Annotated in this window: 13 protein-coding genes; 4 read left to right on the top strand and 9 right to left on the bottom strand. The window is 70.1% G+C overall.

Annotated elements, in window-relative coordinates:
* Positions 1–6: 6 nt before the first annotated feature.
* A complete protein-coding gene (locus tag GLX30_RS29170) occupies positions 7–438 on the bottom strand; it encodes a DUF948 domain-containing protein (protein ID WP_159693827.1) in 432 nt (143 codons plus the stop codon).
* 159 nt (positions 439–597) lie between these two features.
* Between GLX30_RS29170 and GLX30_RS29165 the strand changes: the two genes are divergently transcribed.
* Positions 598–2,742 (top strand): AAA family ATPase, encoded by a 2,145-nt coding sequence (locus GLX30_RS29165; protein WP_159693825.1) that lies wholly within the window; start codon positions 598–600, stop codon positions 2,740–2,742.
* Positions 2,743–2,794: 52 nt separating this feature from the next.
* On the opposite strand, the gene rpsD is transcribed toward GLX30_RS29165, so the two are convergent.
* Entirely contained in the window at positions 2,795–3,409 is a 615-nt protein-coding gene (gene rpsD / locus GLX30_RS29160) for a 30S ribosomal protein S4 (RefSeq protein ID WP_159693823.1), read from the bottom strand.
* 188 nt (positions 3,410–3,597) lie between these two features.
* Here rpsD and GLX30_RS29155 point away from each other — a divergent pair, with 188 nt between their 5' ends.
* A complete protein-coding gene (locus GLX30_RS29155; protein ID WP_159693821.1) occupies positions 3,598–4,293 on the top strand; it encodes a DUF2470 domain-containing protein in 696 nt (231 codons plus the stop codon).
* Positions 4,294–4,299: 6 nt separating this feature from the next.
* Here the strand turns inward: GLX30_RS29155 and GLX30_RS29150 are convergent, their stop codons facing one another.
* The 4 genes from GLX30_RS29150 to GLX30_RS29135 all read right to left on the bottom strand — a co-directional run bounded on the left by GLX30_RS29150 (position 4,300) and on the right by GLX30_RS29135 (position 8,529).
* Positions 4,300–5,661: a replication-associated recombination protein A gene (locus GLX30_RS29150; protein WP_159693819.1), complete on the bottom strand. Its 1,362-nt coding sequence runs from the start codon at positions 5,659–5,661 to the stop codon at positions 4,300–4,302.
* Positions 5,662–5,703: 42 nt separating this feature from the next.
* Positions 5,704–6,348 carry a vitamin K epoxide reductase family protein gene (locus GLX30_RS29145; RefSeq protein ID WP_159693817.1) on the bottom strand — a complete coding sequence of 215 codons (645 nt, stop codon included), beginning with the start codon at positions 6,346–6,348 and terminating at the stop codon, positions 5,704–5,706.
* Between the two features lie 194 nt (positions 6,349–6,542).
* Positions 6,543–7,805 (bottom strand): histidine--tRNA ligase, encoded by a 1,263-nt coding sequence (gene hisS / locus GLX30_RS29140; RefSeq protein WP_159693815.1) that lies wholly within the window; start codon positions 7,803–7,805, stop codon positions 6,543–6,545.
* A 13-nt stretch (positions 7,806–7,818) separates the two neighbouring features.
* A complete protein-coding gene (locus tag GLX30_RS29135) occupies positions 7,819–8,529 on the bottom strand; it encodes an MBL fold metallo-hydrolase (RefSeq protein ID WP_159693813.1) in 711 nt (236 codons plus the stop codon).
* A 192-nt stretch (positions 8,530–8,721) separates the two neighbouring features.
* On the opposite strand from GLX30_RS29135, the gene GLX30_RS29130 reads away from it, so the two are divergent.
* Together GLX30_RS29130 and GLX30_RS29125 are read left to right on the top strand one after the other, a co-directional pair.
* The gene (locus tag GLX30_RS29130) at positions 8,722–9,504 is read left to right on the top strand and encodes a peptidylprolyl isomerase (protein ID WP_159693811.1); all 783 of its coding nucleotides are present in this window, start codon (positions 8,722–8,724) and stop codon (positions 9,502–9,504) included.
* 174 nt (positions 9,505–9,678) lie between these two features.
* Entirely contained in the window at positions 9,679–10,908 is a 1,230-nt protein-coding gene (locus GLX30_RS29125; protein ID WP_159693809.1) for a DUF349 domain-containing protein, read from the top strand.
* 105 nt (positions 10,909–11,013) lie between these two features.
* Here GLX30_RS29125 and GLX30_RS29120 read toward each other — a convergent pair whose 3' ends face one another.
* The 3 genes from GLX30_RS29120 to secF all read right to left on the bottom strand — a co-directional run bounded on the left by GLX30_RS29120 (position 11,014) and on the right by secF (position 15,356).
* Positions 11,014–13,374 carry a bifunctional (p)ppGpp synthetase/guanosine-3',5'-bis(diphosphate) 3'-pyrophosphohydrolase gene (locus tag GLX30_RS29120; RefSeq protein WP_244258517.1) on the bottom strand — a complete coding sequence of 787 codons (2,361 nt, stop codon included), beginning with the start codon at positions 13,372–13,374 and terminating at the stop codon, positions 11,014–11,016.
* 339 nt (positions 13,375–13,713) lie between these two features.
* On the bottom strand, positions 13,714–14,256 hold the full coding sequence (locus GLX30_RS29115; protein ID WP_159693805.1) for an adenine phosphoribosyltransferase: 543 nt from the start codon (positions 14,254–14,256) through the stop codon (positions 13,714–13,716).
* Positions 14,256–15,356 carry a protein translocase subunit SecF gene (gene secF / locus GLX30_RS29110; protein WP_159693803.1) on the bottom strand — a complete coding sequence of 367 codons (1,101 nt, stop codon included), beginning with the start codon at positions 15,354–15,356 and terminating at the stop codon, positions 14,256–14,258. The genes GLX30_RS29115 and secF overlap by 1 nt, the downstream gene beginning before the upstream one ends.
* Position 15,357 lies beyond the last annotated feature (1 nt).

Raw genomic sequence — 15,357 nt, 5'->3', positions numbered from 1 at the left:
GGTGCTTCAGCCCTTCCGGTTCCTGCGCCGGGCGGCCGGCACGGTGCGGCCGACGATCACCGAACGGCGCGACGGCGCGGCAGGCTTGTCGTCGCCCTTGCGGCTCATGGCACGGCGGACGCCGTAGCCGAAGGCGGCCACCTTGACCAGCGGGCCGCCGAAGGTGGAGGCGACCGTCGTGGAGAGCGCGGAGGCGTTGGAGGTGACCTCCTGGACGTCGGTCGCGATGGCGTCCACCCGCTCGAGCTGGGTCTGCGCCGAGCGCACGGTCGCCGAGGCGTCGGCCAGCAGGGGCACCGCCTGTTCGGTCACGTCCGCCACGAGTTGGGTGGTCGCCTTGAGCGTCTGGGCCAGCCTCACGAGCACCACGGCGAGGAAGGAGACCAAGATCGCCCAGAAGACGGCCACCAGAATCCCGGCAACCTCTCCACCGGTCACTGCGCACCGCTCTCTGCATCGTCTTCGGGTGTACGGGAAATCGCCCTCCGAGCCTATCGCGCCCTCGACGGCGGCCCGTACCGCATTACCGGCGCGCTCCCGACCGGTTCTCCGGGCCGATTGTACGCAGTGCTTACGCATGAGTACTCTGCGTGTCCTATGCGACGTCGCCACAGCAGCCTTCCTGCGGAACTGAACCGTTTCGTGGGTCGCAACGACGAGTTGACCGCGCTCATCGGCGCCCTCGACAGCTCCCGTCTGATCACCGTCGTCGGACCGGGCGGCGTCGGCAAGTCCCGCTTGGCGGTGCACGCCGCGGCGGCCGTGCAGAATCGGTACGCCGACGGGGTGCGCCTGTGCGAGCTGTCCCTGTTACGGGATCCCGATCTCCTGGCCCACGCCATGGCGGAGACGCTCGGTGTCACCGACCACACCACCAGGCCGCCCCGCGAGGTCGTGACCGACGAACTCGCGGGCAGCAGCCTGCTGCTCGTCGTGGACGGCTTCGAGCAGATCGTCGACGAGTGCGCCGAACTCGTACGGGACGTGCTGCGCCGCGCTCCCGGGGTGCAGGTCCTCGCGGTGGGCCGCAGACCGCTGCGGCTCGACGGGGAGCAGATCTTCGAGCTGGCCTCGATGAACGAGGAGGACGCCGCGGCGCTCTTCGAGGCCAGGGCCGCGGCCGTGCTGCCGAACCACCGTGCCACCGACGCCGAGCGGCGCGCGGTCCTCGAGGTGTGCCGCCGCCTCGAGGACATCCCGCTGGCGCTCGAACTCGCCGCCGGACGCCTGCCGGCACTCTCCCTGGACCAACTGCTGCACCGGCTCGACGACCGCTTCGCACTGCTCACCGGCGGCTACCGGGGCGCCCTGCCGCGCCATCGCACCCTGCGCACCGCCGTCGGCTGGAGCCATGAGCTGTGCTCACCGGAGGAACGGCTGCTGTGGGCGCGACTGTCCGTCTTCGCCGGGCAGTTCGACCTGGACGCCGTCGAGTACATCTGCACCGGCCCGGACCTGCCCGCCGACGGCGTCCTCGATGTGCTCGGCGAGCTGGTCGCCCAGTCCGTGGTCTGCCGCGAGGAGACGCCGGCCGGCCTCCGTTACCGCCTGCTGGACACGGTCCGTGAGTACGGGGCGGAGTGGCTGCGCGCGATCGGCGACGCGGAGCGGCTGCGCAGACGGCACCGCGACTGGTACATGGGGCTCGCCACCTGGTGCGAACTGGAGTGGTTCAGCCCCCGCCAGGCGGAGGTGGCGGCCTGCGCCGACAGCGCGCTCCCCAATCTGCGGGCAGCGCTCGAACTGTGCCTGGAACAACCGGAAGAGGCCCATCTGGGCCGGCACCTGGCGGGGACCCTCTGGTTCTACTGGGTCGGCTGCGGCCGGCTCGCCGAGGGCCGGCACTGGCTCGACCGGTGTCTCGCCCACGACTCGGGGCACGAGGAGACACGGCTCAAGGCACTGTGGGTGCTCGGCTACGTGGCGATCCTGCAGGGCGACCCGGCTGCCGCGGCGGCCGCGCTGCACGAGTGCGCCGAGCGGGCGGACCGGGCGGAGGACCGGCTCGCCGCCGCCTACGCGACGCACCGCAAGGGCTGCCTGGCCCTGCTCGCCGACGAGATGCCGCGCGCCGAGGGGCTGCTGCGCTCGGCGCTCGCCTCGTACGAGGAGCTGGGCGAACTCAACAGCAACGTCCTGATGGGCCGGGTCGAACTGGCGATGACGCTGGTATTCCAGGACCGGCTGGACGCGGCGGTCGCACTGTGCGAGGCCGTCAAGGAGGTCTGCGAGGACCACGGCGAGCAGTGGGCACGCGCGTACGCCCTCTACGTGCTCGCCTACGCGGCCTGGGAGTCGGACGAGTACGACCGGGCGCGGGAGCTGCTGAACCGGTGCGTCGCCATCGACCACCGGTTCAACGACCTCGTGGGCCTGGTCCTGGCTCTCGAACTGATGGCCCTGGTGACGGCGAGCGAGGGGGACCCGGCGGAGGCGGCGGTCCTGCAGGGCGCGGCAGGCACGCTCTGGGGTTCGGTGGGCCCGTCCCTGTTCGGATCCAGCTACTTCGGTGCGCCACGTGCGCTGTCCGAGGAGCGGGCGAGAGGGCTGCTGGGTGACGAGCGGTTCGAGGAGTGCCTCCGCGACGGTCGCCAACTGTCCCTCGACGCGGCGGTGCAGCGTGCGCTCGCGGCACCCAGGACCTCGCCGTCGGGTCTGGTGGGGACGCAGCGGGTACGGCCCCGGGAAACGCGTGAGCCCGCCGGCTCCCCCACCGGGAACGGTGGGGAAGCGGCGGGCTGAAGCGCTGCGAGCGGCCACCTCCCCCGGCTACTGCCGGGAGGGGCCGCCAGGATCAGCGGGCGTAGTACTCGACGACGAGCTGCTCGTCGCAGATGACCGGAACTTCCTTGCGCTGCGGGTCACGGTCCAGGCGGAACGCCAGGGCCTTGAGGTTGACCTGCAGGTAGCGCGGGGTCTCACCGTCGGCGGCGAAGCCACCCTCGCGGGCGACCTGGAAGAGGGTCTTCTCGCGGGAGCGCTCGCGGACCATCACGACGTCGTCGGGACGGACGCGGAAGGACGGCTTGTCGACCTTGCCGCCGTTGACCTCGATGTGGCCGTGGACGACCATCTGACGGGCCTGGTAGATGGTGCGGGCGATGCCCGAACGCAGGACCAGGGCGTCGAGGCGGCGCTCGAGCTCGATGACCAGCGCCTCGCCGGTCTTGCCCTCGGCCTTACGCGCGCGGTCGTAGGCGCGGGCCATCTGCTTCTCGCTGATGTCGTACTGCGCACGCAGGCGCTGCTTCTCGAGCAGACGGACCTTGTAGTCCGAGTTCTGCTTGCGGCCACGGCCGTGCTCGCCCGGCGGGTAGGGGCGGGCTTCGAAGTACTTGACAGCCTTCGGCGTCAGCGCAATACCGAGCGCACGCGACTTCTTGACCTTGGGACGCGACTGGTTAGGCACGTTCTCCAGACCTCCGTTGTAGGTTAGGTTAGGCTCACCTTACTCAAGGAGATCGCATGTCTCGCCCTGGGAACACCAAGCGCATCACGGACAGCACAAACAACGCCGATGCCTCTTCGGGCATCGAGGTGACGGAGGTCCGATCAGCTCATGGTCAGCCGCGTCCCAGCGGGCTTGAAATCACTCGAATGCCGTCAGCAGCCGAGCGCACACGAACTCTCGTACAGAGTACATGCTCAGCGGTACTGCTCGTCCCGGGGCTGGAGGGCGCCCGGCCGGAGCAGTTGAGCCCCCACGCCAGGGCCGTCGGCACCGACGGCGAGATCTTCCTGCTGTTCGCCGCCGACTCGCCCGCCGTACGGGCCGCGACCCACGCACAGGACGACGAGCTGTCGGCGGTGCTGGAGCTCACCGACGTCGCGCCCGTCGCCGTGCGCGACCGTATCCGGGGCCGCGCCTGGGTCTCCGGCTGGCTGACCAGCGTCCCCGGCCTCGCGGCCGAGCCCGGGTACATGATGCTGCGGCTGGAGGTCGGCGAGGCGAGCGTCGACGACCTGTGGGGCGCCGCCCGCGTGGAACCGGAGCAGTTCGCGAACGCGGCCGTCGACCCGCTCGTCTCCCACGAGACCGAACTGCTCCAGCATCTGCACTCCGCGCACAGCGACCAGGTGCAGGCGCTGGGCTCACTGCTCGGCGAGCGGGAGGGGACGGCCGCCGAGGAAGGACGCCGAGCGGTACCTCTGGCGCTGGACCGGTTCGGGCTGCGGGTGCGGTTCACCGGCGAGCGCTGCTTCGACGCCCGCTTCGACTTCCCCTCACCCGTGGGGGACGTCACCGAGCTGCGCCGCGCGATGCACACCCTCTTCGAGGCGGCGTCCCACTGACGCCGCTCAGTCCTCCTCGCCGCGCAGGCGCGCGCGCACCTTCTCCACCACGTCCGCGTACCGCGCCTCCGCGCCGTAGCGCGTCGGTTCGTAGTAGCGCTTGCCGTGAACGGCGTCCGGTGCGTACTGCTGGGCCGCGATACCGCCGGGGACGTCGTGCGGATAGACGTAGCCCTGGGCGTGGCCCAGCTTCGCGGCCCCCTTGTAGTGGCCGTCGCGCAGATGACGCGGGACCGGGCCGGCCAGGCCGTTGCGCACGTCCTGCTGGGCCGCTGAGATCGCCGTCGTCGCCGCGTTCGACTTCGGGGCGAGCGCGAGGGCGATCGTGGCGTGGCTGAGGGTCAGCGCCGCCTCGGGGAAACCGATCATGGCGACGGCCTGGGCCGCCGCCACCGCCGTCGGCAGGGCGGTCGGATCGGCCAGACCGATGTCCTCGCTCGCCGAGATCATCAGCCGCCGGGCGATGAACCGCGGATCCTCCCCCGCCTCGATCATCCGCGCCAGATAGTGCAGCGCCGCGTCCACGTCGGAACCGCGGATCGACTTGATGAGCGCGCTGGCGACGTCGTAGTGCTGGTCGCCGTCGCGGTCGTACTTCACCGCCGCCCGGTCGACCGTCTCCTCCACGGTCACCAGGCTGATCCCGTCCTCGCCCTTGTCGAGGGCCGCACCGGCCGCGGCCTCCAGGGCCGTCAGCGCCCGTCGGGCGTCGCCGCCCGCGATGCGCAGCAGATGCGCCTCCGCGTCCTCGGGGAGCGACACCGCGCCGCCGAGCCCCCGCTCCTCGGTGAGCGCACGGCGCAGCAGGCCGCGTACGTCGTCGTCGGTCAGCGGCTCCAGGGTGAGGAGCAGCGAACGGGAGAGCAGCGGGGAGATCACCGAGAAGTACGGATTCTCGGTGGTGGCGGCGATCAGCGTGACCCAGCGGTTCTCGACAGCGGGCAGCAGTGAGTCCTGCTGGGCCTTGGAGAAGCGGTGGATCTCGTCGAGGAAGAGGACGGTCTCCTTGCCGAAGCCGCCCGCGGCGCGCTTGGCGCCCTCGATGACGGCCCGGACCTCCTTGACGCCCGCGGTGATCGCGGAGAGCTCGACGAAGCGCTTGTTCGTCGCCTTGGAGACCACGTAGGCCAGCGTGGTCTTGCCCGTGCCGGGCGGGCCCCAGAGGATCACGGACGAGACGCCGGCCGGCCCTCCCCCGCCGTCGGCCTCGCCGACGAGGCGACGCAGCGGTGAACCGGGCTTGAGCAGATGCCGCTGGCCGACGACCTCGTCGAGGGTGCGCGGGCGCATCCGGACCGCCAGTGGACTGCTGGTCGGGTCCTTCTCCTGGCGTTCTTCGGCTGCGGCGGTAAAGAGGTCGGGCTCCACGCTGTGAAGCCTATGTCAGCCCACTGACAGCGCCGGATCCGGTCAGGAGGTCCAGAAGTCCCACCAGCGGGTCAGGATCAGCATGCCGATCACGCCGGCGTGCAGGACGGGCAGCACCCAGGTGAACTCGTCGAGGAAGCCGCGCAGCCAGGGCGGCGCGGGCAGCAGCCCGTGGCGGACGTTGTGCGAGGTCACGTACCAGAACATGAAGATCGTGGCGACCCAGGCCAGGCAGCACCACAGGCACAGCGCGTTGATCTCGTACAGCGACTGCTGCATCAGCCAGGTGCAGAAGCCGACGCCGAAGAGGGTGCCCGCATAGAAGGTCAGCCAGTACCAGCGGCGGAACCGGGCACCGGCGAGCAGGCTCATGCCGACGCAGACCACGATGCCGTAGGTCACCAGTCCGAGCATCGGGTTGGGGAAGCCGAAGGCCGCGGCCTGGTCGCTCTCCATGACGCTGCCGCAGGAGACCACCGGGTTGAGGCTGCACCCCGGTGTGAAGGTGGTGCCGGCGATCTTCGCCTCGAGGATCTTGAACTTGTCGATCGTGATGACCCACGCGGCCAGCACACCGGCGGCGCCGGTGACGACGAGCATCCAGGCGAAGGCCCTGCTTGCGCCGACCCTGCGCCCACCGGGTGCCTCCTCGTCGGGGGACACGTCTTTGGCCGCTGCACTCGTCATGTCGCCGTTCCATCGCTCCGGGGCTGTTGGGCACGGCCATTCTGCCGCACCGGTACGGATCTTCTCCGTTCGATCCGGATAAGGAAGATCCGGACCGGCCGGCCCGCCGGACCCGTAACAGCGCGGAGGCCCGGGGCAGTTGTGTCCGCCCCGGGCCCCGGCGCCCGCCGTTGCCGGCAGGACCGCGCAGCGTCTCAGCCGAGCAGGGCGCTCAGCCGGGTGAGCACCTCGGCGACCGGCACCGGCTCCTGCTCGCCCGACTCCATGTCCTTGAGCTGGACCACGCCGTCGGCGAGATCACGCTCGCCCGCCACGATCGCGTACCGGGCCCCGCTGCGGTTGGCGTTCTTCATCGCGCCCTTGAGGCCCTTCCCGCCGTACGAGAAGTCGGCCGCGACGCCCGCCTTGCGCAGCTCGGTCACGACGCCGAACAGGACACGCCTGGCCTCGTCGCCCAACGGCACCGCGTACACGCTGGTGGCGGCCGGGATGTCGAGCTCGACGCCCTCCGCCTCCAGGGCCAGGACCGTGCGGTCCACGCCGAGAGCCCAGCCGACGGACGGCAGCGCGGGGCCGCCGATCATCTCGGACAGGCCGTCGTAGCGGCCGCCGCCGCCCACCGCGGACTGCGAGCCGAGTCCGTCGTGGACGAACTCGAAGGTCGTGCGCGTGTAGTAGTCGAGGCCCCGCACCAGCTTCTCGTCGTCCTCGAAGGCGACGCCCGCCGCGGTCAGCAGCTCACGCACCTGCTCGTGGTACGCCTTGCACGCGTCGCACAGGTAGTCGCGCAGCATGGGCGCGCCGGTCAGCTGCTTCTGCACCGCGTCGCGCTTGTCGTCGAGGACCCGCAGCGGGTTGATCTCGATACGGCGGCGGGTGTCCTCGTCGAGGTCCAGGTCGCGCAGGAAGTTCTGCAGCGCCTCGCGGTAGACGGGGCGGCACTCCTTGTCACCGAGCGAGTTGAGCAGGATGCGGAAGGTGCGCAGACCGAGCGAGCGGTACGCCTGATCGGCCAGAATGATCAGCTCCGCGTCCAGCGCCGGGTCCTCGGTACCGATCGCCTCCGCACCGACCTGGGAGAAGTGCCGGTAGCGGCCCGCCTGCGGGCGCTCGTAGCGGTAGTACGAGCCCGAGTACCAGAGCTTCACCGGCAGGTTGCCGGCCTTGTGGAGGTTGGCCTCCAGCGCCGCGCGCAGCACCGACGCCGTGCCCTCGGGCCGCAGGGCGAGCCTGTCGCCGCCCTTGGTCTCGAAGGCGTACATCTCCTTGGTCACGATGTCGGTGGACTCACCGACGCCGCGCGCGAACAGCTCGACGTTCTCGAAGCCGGGCGTCTCGATGTAGCCGTAGCCCGAGTTCTTCAGCGGGGTGGAGATCGCGTCGCGCACCGCGAGGTACGTCGCGGACCGCGGCGGGATCAGGTCGTACGTGCCCTTGGGGGCCTGGAAGGTATTCACCTGTGAAGTCTCGTCACATTCCTCGTCGGGGAGCGGGCCGACCGCTCCCGTGGCCGGCGGCCACCTCACGCAGATACGGATTGGTGGCGCGCTCGCGGCCGATGGTCGTCTGGGGGCCGTGGCCGGACAGCACCACGGTCGAGTCGTCGAGGGGCAGGCACACCCGTGCCAGCGACTCGAGCATCTCGTCCATGTCGCCGCCGGGCAGGTCCGTGCGTCCGATGGAGCCGGCGAACAGCAGGTCGCCCGAGAAGAAGACGGACGGGACGTCCGCCGACTCGGGCATCTGGAAGGTCACCGACCCCTTGGTATGGCCGGGCGCATGCGAGACGGAGAAATCGAGGCCCGCCAGGCTGAGCGCGGCGCCGTCGGTGAGCTCCTTGACGTCGTCGGGCTCCCCGACGGTGAGCTCGCCCATGAGCGGCATCCCGATGGAGCGGCCGAGTGCCTTCTCCGGGTCGCTCATCATGTAACGGTCCTCGGGGTGGATCCAGGCCGGGACGTCATGGGCACCGCACACAGGCACGACGGAGGCGACGTGGTCGATGTGCCCATGGGTGAGGACGACGGCGACGGGCTTGAGCCGATGCTTCTTCAGCGCTTCCTCGACACCCTCGGTGGCCTGGTGGCCCGGGTCGATGATCACGCACTCCTCGCCTGCGGCGGGGGCGACCAGATAGCAATTGGTCCCCCAGGCCCCGGCGGGGAACCCGGCAATAAGCACGATCGTCCTCAGTTCGGTCGTCGTCGGTCGGCCGCTGCGTGGTTTGCAGTGGATTGCAGCAGATCAGAGCCTACCGGCGCTGCTCATCACACAGCCAACCCGTATACGGTACGGGCAAGCCCGGCGGTCGGCCTCATCCGACGTACGCGCCTTGAACGGCCTTCGACCCACGAGTTACAAGGAGAAGACCCGGTGGTCAGCAGCGATCAGCGACGGCGGCAGCTCGCCAGGGAGAAGTTCGAGCGCCAGCAGCAGCGCAGGGAGCAGGCGCGGAAGAAGGCGAAGGTCCGCAACTCCGTGATCGCGGCGGCGCTCGCCGTGGTGCTCGCGGGCGGCGGCGCCGTCTATGCCTTGGGCCTCACCGGGGAGGACAAGAAGGACGACGCCGCGCCGCTCGATCCCCCGCCGAGCGCTTCCCCTTCCGAGAGCAGCACGCCGGCACCGGCGATGGCGATCGACAAGAAGGCCACGTACTCGTTCCGGCTGAAGACCGACCAGGGTGACATCGCGATCGCGATGGATGCCGCGAAGACGCCGCACACGGTCAACTCGTTCAAGTCGCTGGCGGACAAGGGCTACTTCGACGGCACGAAGTGTCACCGTCTGACCACGGAGAACATCTTCGTGCTGCAGTGCGGCGACCCGAAGGGCGACGGCACCGGCGGTCCCGGCTACACGATCCCCGACGAGAACCTCGACGCGCTCGGCAAGGCCGGCGCGGACGGCACGGTCACGTTCCCTGCGGGCACGGTCGCGATGGCGAACACCAGTCAGCCCGACACGGGCGGCAGCCAGTTCTTCCTCGTCTACAAGGACACCAAACTCCCGCCCACCTACACGCCGTTCGGCACCCTGGACGCGAAGAGCCTCAAGGCCGTTCAGGACGTGGCGAAGGCAGGCGTCGAGGGCGGCGGCGCGGACGGTCCGCCGAAGAAGGCCGTGACCATCGAGAAGGCCACCGTACCGAAGGCGTAGCCGGGCAATTTCGGCCGCGCTGAGTGCGGACAGCCGGGTGGCCGGTCGCCTAGATTGGGCGTTGTACGGCGCGTGCTGGACGCGCGCCGTGGAGGGCGGGCGAGGCCCGTCCGGGAAACTGTGGACGATGCCCGGGGGACGAACCCCTCGTCGGCATCAGGTTGAGGAGGCGCTGTGAGCAGCGACCCGTGGGGCCGCGTCGACGAGACGGGCACCGTGTACGTGCGTACTGCCGAGGGCGAGCAGGTCGTCGGATCGTGGCAGGCCGGGACTCCAGAGGAGGCTCTGGCCTACTTCGAGCGCAAGTACGAGGGCCTGGTGGTCGAGATCGGCCTCCTCGAGCGGCGCGTGAAGACCACCGACCTGTCGGCCAAGGACGCCCAGGCCGCCATCGACCATCTGCGTCAGCAGGTGGACGAGCACCACGCGGTGGGCGACCTCCAGGCGCTCCGGGTGCGGCTCGACGCACTCGTGGCGACGGTCGAGAAGCGCCGTGAGGAGCGAAAGGCACAGCGGGCGAAGCAGACCGACGAGGCGCGCAAGGCCAAGGAGGCCCTGGTCGCCGAGGCGGAGGAGCTGGCCCAGAGCGAGCAGTGGCGGTCGGCGGGCGAGCGGCTGCGTGCGCTCGTGGACACCTGGAAGGGCCTGCCCCGGCTCGACCGGAAGTCCGACGACGAACTGTGGCACCGGTTCTCGCACGCGCGTTCCGCGTTCTCCAAGCGCCGCAAGGCGCACTTCGCGTCGCTGGACGCGCAGCGCGAGGAGGCCCGCAGGGCGAAGGAGAAGCTGGTCGCGGAGGCAGAGGCGCTCTCCGGTTCCACGGACTGGGGCGTCACCGCGGCCCGTTACCGGGACCTGATGGCGCAGTGGAAGGCCGCCGGCCGTGCCCAGCGGGAGGCCGAGGACGATCTGTGGAACCGCTTCCGCGGCGCCCAGGACGTGTTCTTCGCCGCACGCAGCGGCGTCTTCGCCGAGCGTGACGCCGAACAGGCGGAGAACCTCAAGCTCAAGGAGGAGCTCGCGGCCGAGGCGGAGAAGCTGGTGCCGGTGACCGACCTGAAGGCCGCCCGTGCCGCCTTCCGTTCGATCAACGAGCGCTGGGAGGCCGTCGGCCATGTGCCGCGGGACGCCCGTCCCAAGGTCGAGGGCCGGATGCACGCGGTGGAGCGCGCTCTCCAGGAGTCCGAGGAGAACGAGTGGCGCCGGACGAACCCGGAGGCGCGTGCGCGTGCCGAGGGTCTGACCGGCCAGCTCCAGGCCGCCGTCGACAAGCTGCGCGGCCAGATCGACACGGCCCGCGCCTCGGGCAACAACGCACGGGCCGACAAGCTCGCCAAGGAGCTCGAGGGCCGTCAGGCGCTGCTGGACCAGGCGCTGAAGGGCCTGCACGAGTTCGGCGGCTGACCGCACCCTGCCCCGGTGGTCCGGAGCCCGGCGACGTACCGTCGCCGGGCTCCTGCCGTTCAGCGTCCTGGCGGGACTTGTCCTGCCGACCCCCGTGCCCGCTGTCTACGGCCTGCGTGCCGAGGTCACACGGTAGACGTCGTAGACGCCCTCCACGCCGCGAACCGCCTTCAGGACATGACCCAGATGCTTGGGGTCGCCCATCTCGAAGGTGAAGCGGGAGGTGGCCACCCGGTCGCGTGAGGTCTGCACGGCCGCGGAGAGGATGTTGACGTGCTGGTCGGACAGGACCCGGGTCACGTCGGACAGCAGGCGGGACCGGTCGAGCGCCTCGACCTGGATGGCGACGAGGAACACCGACGACTGCGTGGGGGCCCACTCGACGTCGAGGATCCGTTCGGGCTGCTGCGAGAGCGAGTCCACGTTGACGCAGTCCGCGCGGTGCACGGACACGCCGCTGCCGCGGGTGACGAACCCGATGATCGGGTCGCCCGGCACCGGTGTGCAGCAGCGGGCCAGTTTGACCCACACGTCCTCGACGCCCTTGACCACCACACCCGGGTCGGCGCTCTTGCGGCGCTTGCTGCGGCCGTGGGACGGCGGGGTGGACTCGGCGAGATCCTCGCTGGCGGCCTCTTCGCCGCCGAGGGCCTGCACCAGCTTCTGCACGACGCCCTGCGCGGCCACATGGCCTTCACCGATCGCCGCGTACAGCGACGAGATGTCGGGGTAGCGCATCTCGTGGGCGAGGGTGACCAGGGAGTCCCCGGTGAGGATCCGCTGGATCGGCAGGTTCTGCTTGCGCATGGCGCGCGCGATGGCGTCCTTGCCCTGCTCGATGGCCTCGTCGCGGCGTTCCTTGGAGAACCACGCGCGGATCTTGTTGCGCGCCCTCGGCGACTTGACAAAGCCCAGCCAGTCACGGGACGGGCCCGCACCCTCGGCCTTGGAGGTGAAGACCTCCACCAGGTCGCCGTTGTCGAGGGTCGACTCGAGCGGCACGAGACGCCCGTTGACCCGCGCCCCTATGGTGCGGTGCCCGACCTCGGTGTGCACCGCGTAGGCGAAGTCGACCGGGGTGGCGCCCGCGGGCAGCGCTATGACGTCGCCCTTGGGCGTGAAGACGAAGACCTCGTTGCGGGAGAGGTCGAAGCGCAGCGACTCCAGGAACTCGCCGGGGTCCTCCGTCTCCTTCTGCCAGTCCAGCAACTGCCGGAGCCACGCCATGTCGTTGACGGTGTCCTGGCCGGCCGTGCCCTTGCCGGCCTTGGGGACGTCGGTGCGGATCTTGGAGGCGCCGGCGACGGTCTCCTGCTTGTACTTCCAGTGCGCGGCGATGCCGTACTCGGCGCGGCGGTGCATGTCGAAGGTGCGGATCTGCAGTTCGACGGGCTTGCCGTTCGGACCGATGACCGTCGTGTGCAGCGACTGGTACATGTTGAACTTGGGCATCGCGATGTAGTCCTTGAACCGCCCCGGAACCGGGTTCCAGCGGGCATGGACGGTGCCCAGTGCCGCATAGCAGTCGCGGACCGTGTCGACGAGGACGCGGATGCCCACCAGGTCGTAGATCTCCGCGAAGTCCCGGCCGCGGACGATCATCTTCTGGTAGACGCTGTAGTAGTGCTTGGGCCTGCCGGTGACGGTGGCCTTGATGCGGGCGGCGCGCAGATCGGACTGGACCTCGTCGGTCACTATGGCGAGGTACTCGTCGCGCTTGGGCGCCCGTTCGGCGACGAGACGGACGATCTCGTCGTACATCTTGGGGTAGAGGATCGCGAAGGCGAGGTCCTCGAGCTCCCACTTGATGGTGTTCATGCCCAGGCGGTGGGCCAGGGGCGCGTAGATCTCGAGCGTCTCGCGGGCCTTCTTCTCCTGCTTCTCCCGCTTGAGATAGCGCATGGTGCGCATGTTGTGCAGCCGGTCGGCGAGCTTGATGACCAGGACACGCGGGTCCTTGGCCATGGCGACGACCATCTTGCGCACGGTCTCCGCCTGGGCGGCCTCACCGAACTTGACCTTGTCGAGCTTGGTGACGCCGTCGACGAGCAGCGCGACCGAGTCACCGAAGTCCCGGCGCAGCTGGTCGAGGCCGTACTCGGTGTCCTCGACCGTGTCGTGCAGAAGCCCGGCCATAAGCGTCGCCGGGTCCATGCCCAGCTCGGCGAGGATGGTGGTGACGGCCAGCGGATGCGTGATGTACGGGTCGCCGCTCTTGCGCTTCTGGCCGCGGTGCCAGCGCTCGGCGACCTGGTAGGCGCGCTCGATCTGGCGGAGCGTCGACGTCTCGATCTTGGGGTCGTTGCTGCGCACGATCCGCAGCAGCGGCTCGAGCACCGGGTTGTACGGGGACGAACGCTGCACGCCCAGGCGCGCGAGACGGGCGCGTACCCGGTTCGAGGAGCCGCCGGTACGCGCCGCGCTCGGGGGCAACGGCTTGGGCGCCGTGACGGGGACCTGGCTCACTCGCTCGGGCGCGGCCGGCCCCGGCCTCTCCGCCCGCTTCGGCTCGGGCGTGACAGGGGATGCCGCGGCCTTCTCGGCCTTCTCGTCGGGCTGCGCGGCGGCGGGCTGGGCCTCGTCTGGCAAGAGCGCTCCTTGGGGGTCCCCCCAGACGGAGTCTGGGGGAGGGTCCGGGTCCCCCGGGTCAGGCCCGGAAAGGCCATGGTATCGACCTCCGCCGTCCCGATCGCGCGGGGAGGGGAGGCTGCTCACAACGCGAGACGGGCACCCGGTTCTTCCCGGGTGCCCGTCTCGGCGGGTGAGCGGCCGAAGCTGCGGGTGAATCCGCAGCTCACAGGCGCGTCAGATGGTGATCAAGGACTCCAGTGGGGCCCCGGCGAGCGCCGGCTCGAGCCGGGCCCGGCCGCCGAGGAATCCCAGCTCCATCAGGACGGCGACGCCTGCGACCTCGGCTCCGGCCCGGCGGATCAGCTCGAGGGACGCCTCCGCCGTGCCTCCGGTGGCGAGGACGTCGTCGATGACCATGACGCGGTCACCCGCGCTGAGGTCCTCGGCGTGCACCTCGATCTCGGCGGTGCCGTACTCCAGCTCGTACGCCTGGGAAAGCGTCGCACCGGGGAGCTTGCCCGCCTTGCGGACCGGGATGAATCCCATGCCTGCGCGGACGGCGACCGGCGCGGCCAGGATGAAGCCGCGGGCCTCCAGACCCACGATCTTCGTCGCGCCGTGCCGGACGCAGAACTCGGTGAACGCCTCGGTCAGCGCCGTGAAGGCGACCGGGTCCGCGAGCAGGGGCGTGATGTCCTTGAACATCACCCCCGGCTTCGGATAGTCGGCGACGTCGCGGATGCGGCTGAGCAGCAGCTCCTGGGTGCTGAGCGTCATCAACGCCTGCCCGAGGGGCGGCCACGGCCACGGCCGCGGGGTCCGACGACCGCACCGGCGGGCGCTGTGCCGTCCGGCACCGCGTCGTCCGGCGCCTCGCCCTGCTGGTCCTCGCCGGCTTCGCCCCTGGCCTCGGCGGCCGCGCGCTTGGCGAGCACCCGCTTCTTCAGGGCCTTCATCTGCGGGTCGCGCTCCTTGAGGTCGGCGACGAGCGGAGTGGCGATGAAGATCGAGGAGTAGGCACCGGCCGCGAGGCCGACGAACAGCGACAGCGAGATGTCGTTGAGCATGCCGGCGCCGAGGAACCCGCCGCCGATGAACAGCAGGCCGGCGACCGGCAGCAGCGCCACGACCGTGGTGTTGATGGAACGCACCAGGGTGCTGTTGATGCTGCGGTTGGCGATCTCGCTGTAGGTGAAGCGGGTCTGCTTGGTGATGTCCTTCTGGCCTTCCTTGAGGCTGTCGAAGACGACCACCGTGTCGTACAGCGAGTAACCGAGGATGGTCAGCAGACCGATGACCGTACCGACGGTGACCTCGAACCCGACGAGCGAGTAGATGCCGACGGTGATGGTGATGTCGTGGATCAGTGCGACCAGGGCCGCCACGGCCATCCGCCACTCGAAGGCGATGGCCAGGTAGATCACGACCAGGAGCATGAAGACGCCGAGGCCGGTCCAGGCCTTGTTGGCGATCTGCTCACCCCAGCTGGGGCCCACGAGGTCGGCGTTGATGCTGGCGGCCTCGATGTTCAGGGCCTTGGCGAGCTCAGCCTGGACGCGGTCGGCCTCGGCCGTGTCCACGCCGCTGATCTGGATCCGCAGACCGCCGGTGCCCAGTTCCTGGACGATCGGGATGTGGTCGGAGATCTCCTCGGCCACCTCCGTGGCCTGGGTGACGCTCACGTCCGCCTTCGGAGTCGTGAAGACGGCTCCGCCCTTGAACTCGATGCCCATGTTGAGGCCCTGGACGGCGAGGGCGACGATCGCGGTGATCGTGATCAGGATGGAGACGCCGTACCAGACCTTGCGCTTGCCGACGAAGTCGTATCCGACCTCGCCCTGGTAGAGCCTGGCGCCGAGATTGCCGAGTCGCGACATC

Source organism: Streptomyces sp. Tu 2975, assembly GCF_009832925.1.
In the GTDB taxonomy this organism is placed as follows: domain Bacteria; phylum Actinomycetota; class Actinomycetes; order Streptomycetales; family Streptomycetaceae; genus Streptomyces.
Note: the sequence above shows the minus strand (reverse complement) of the source record. Positions and strands in the feature narration are given on the sequence as shown.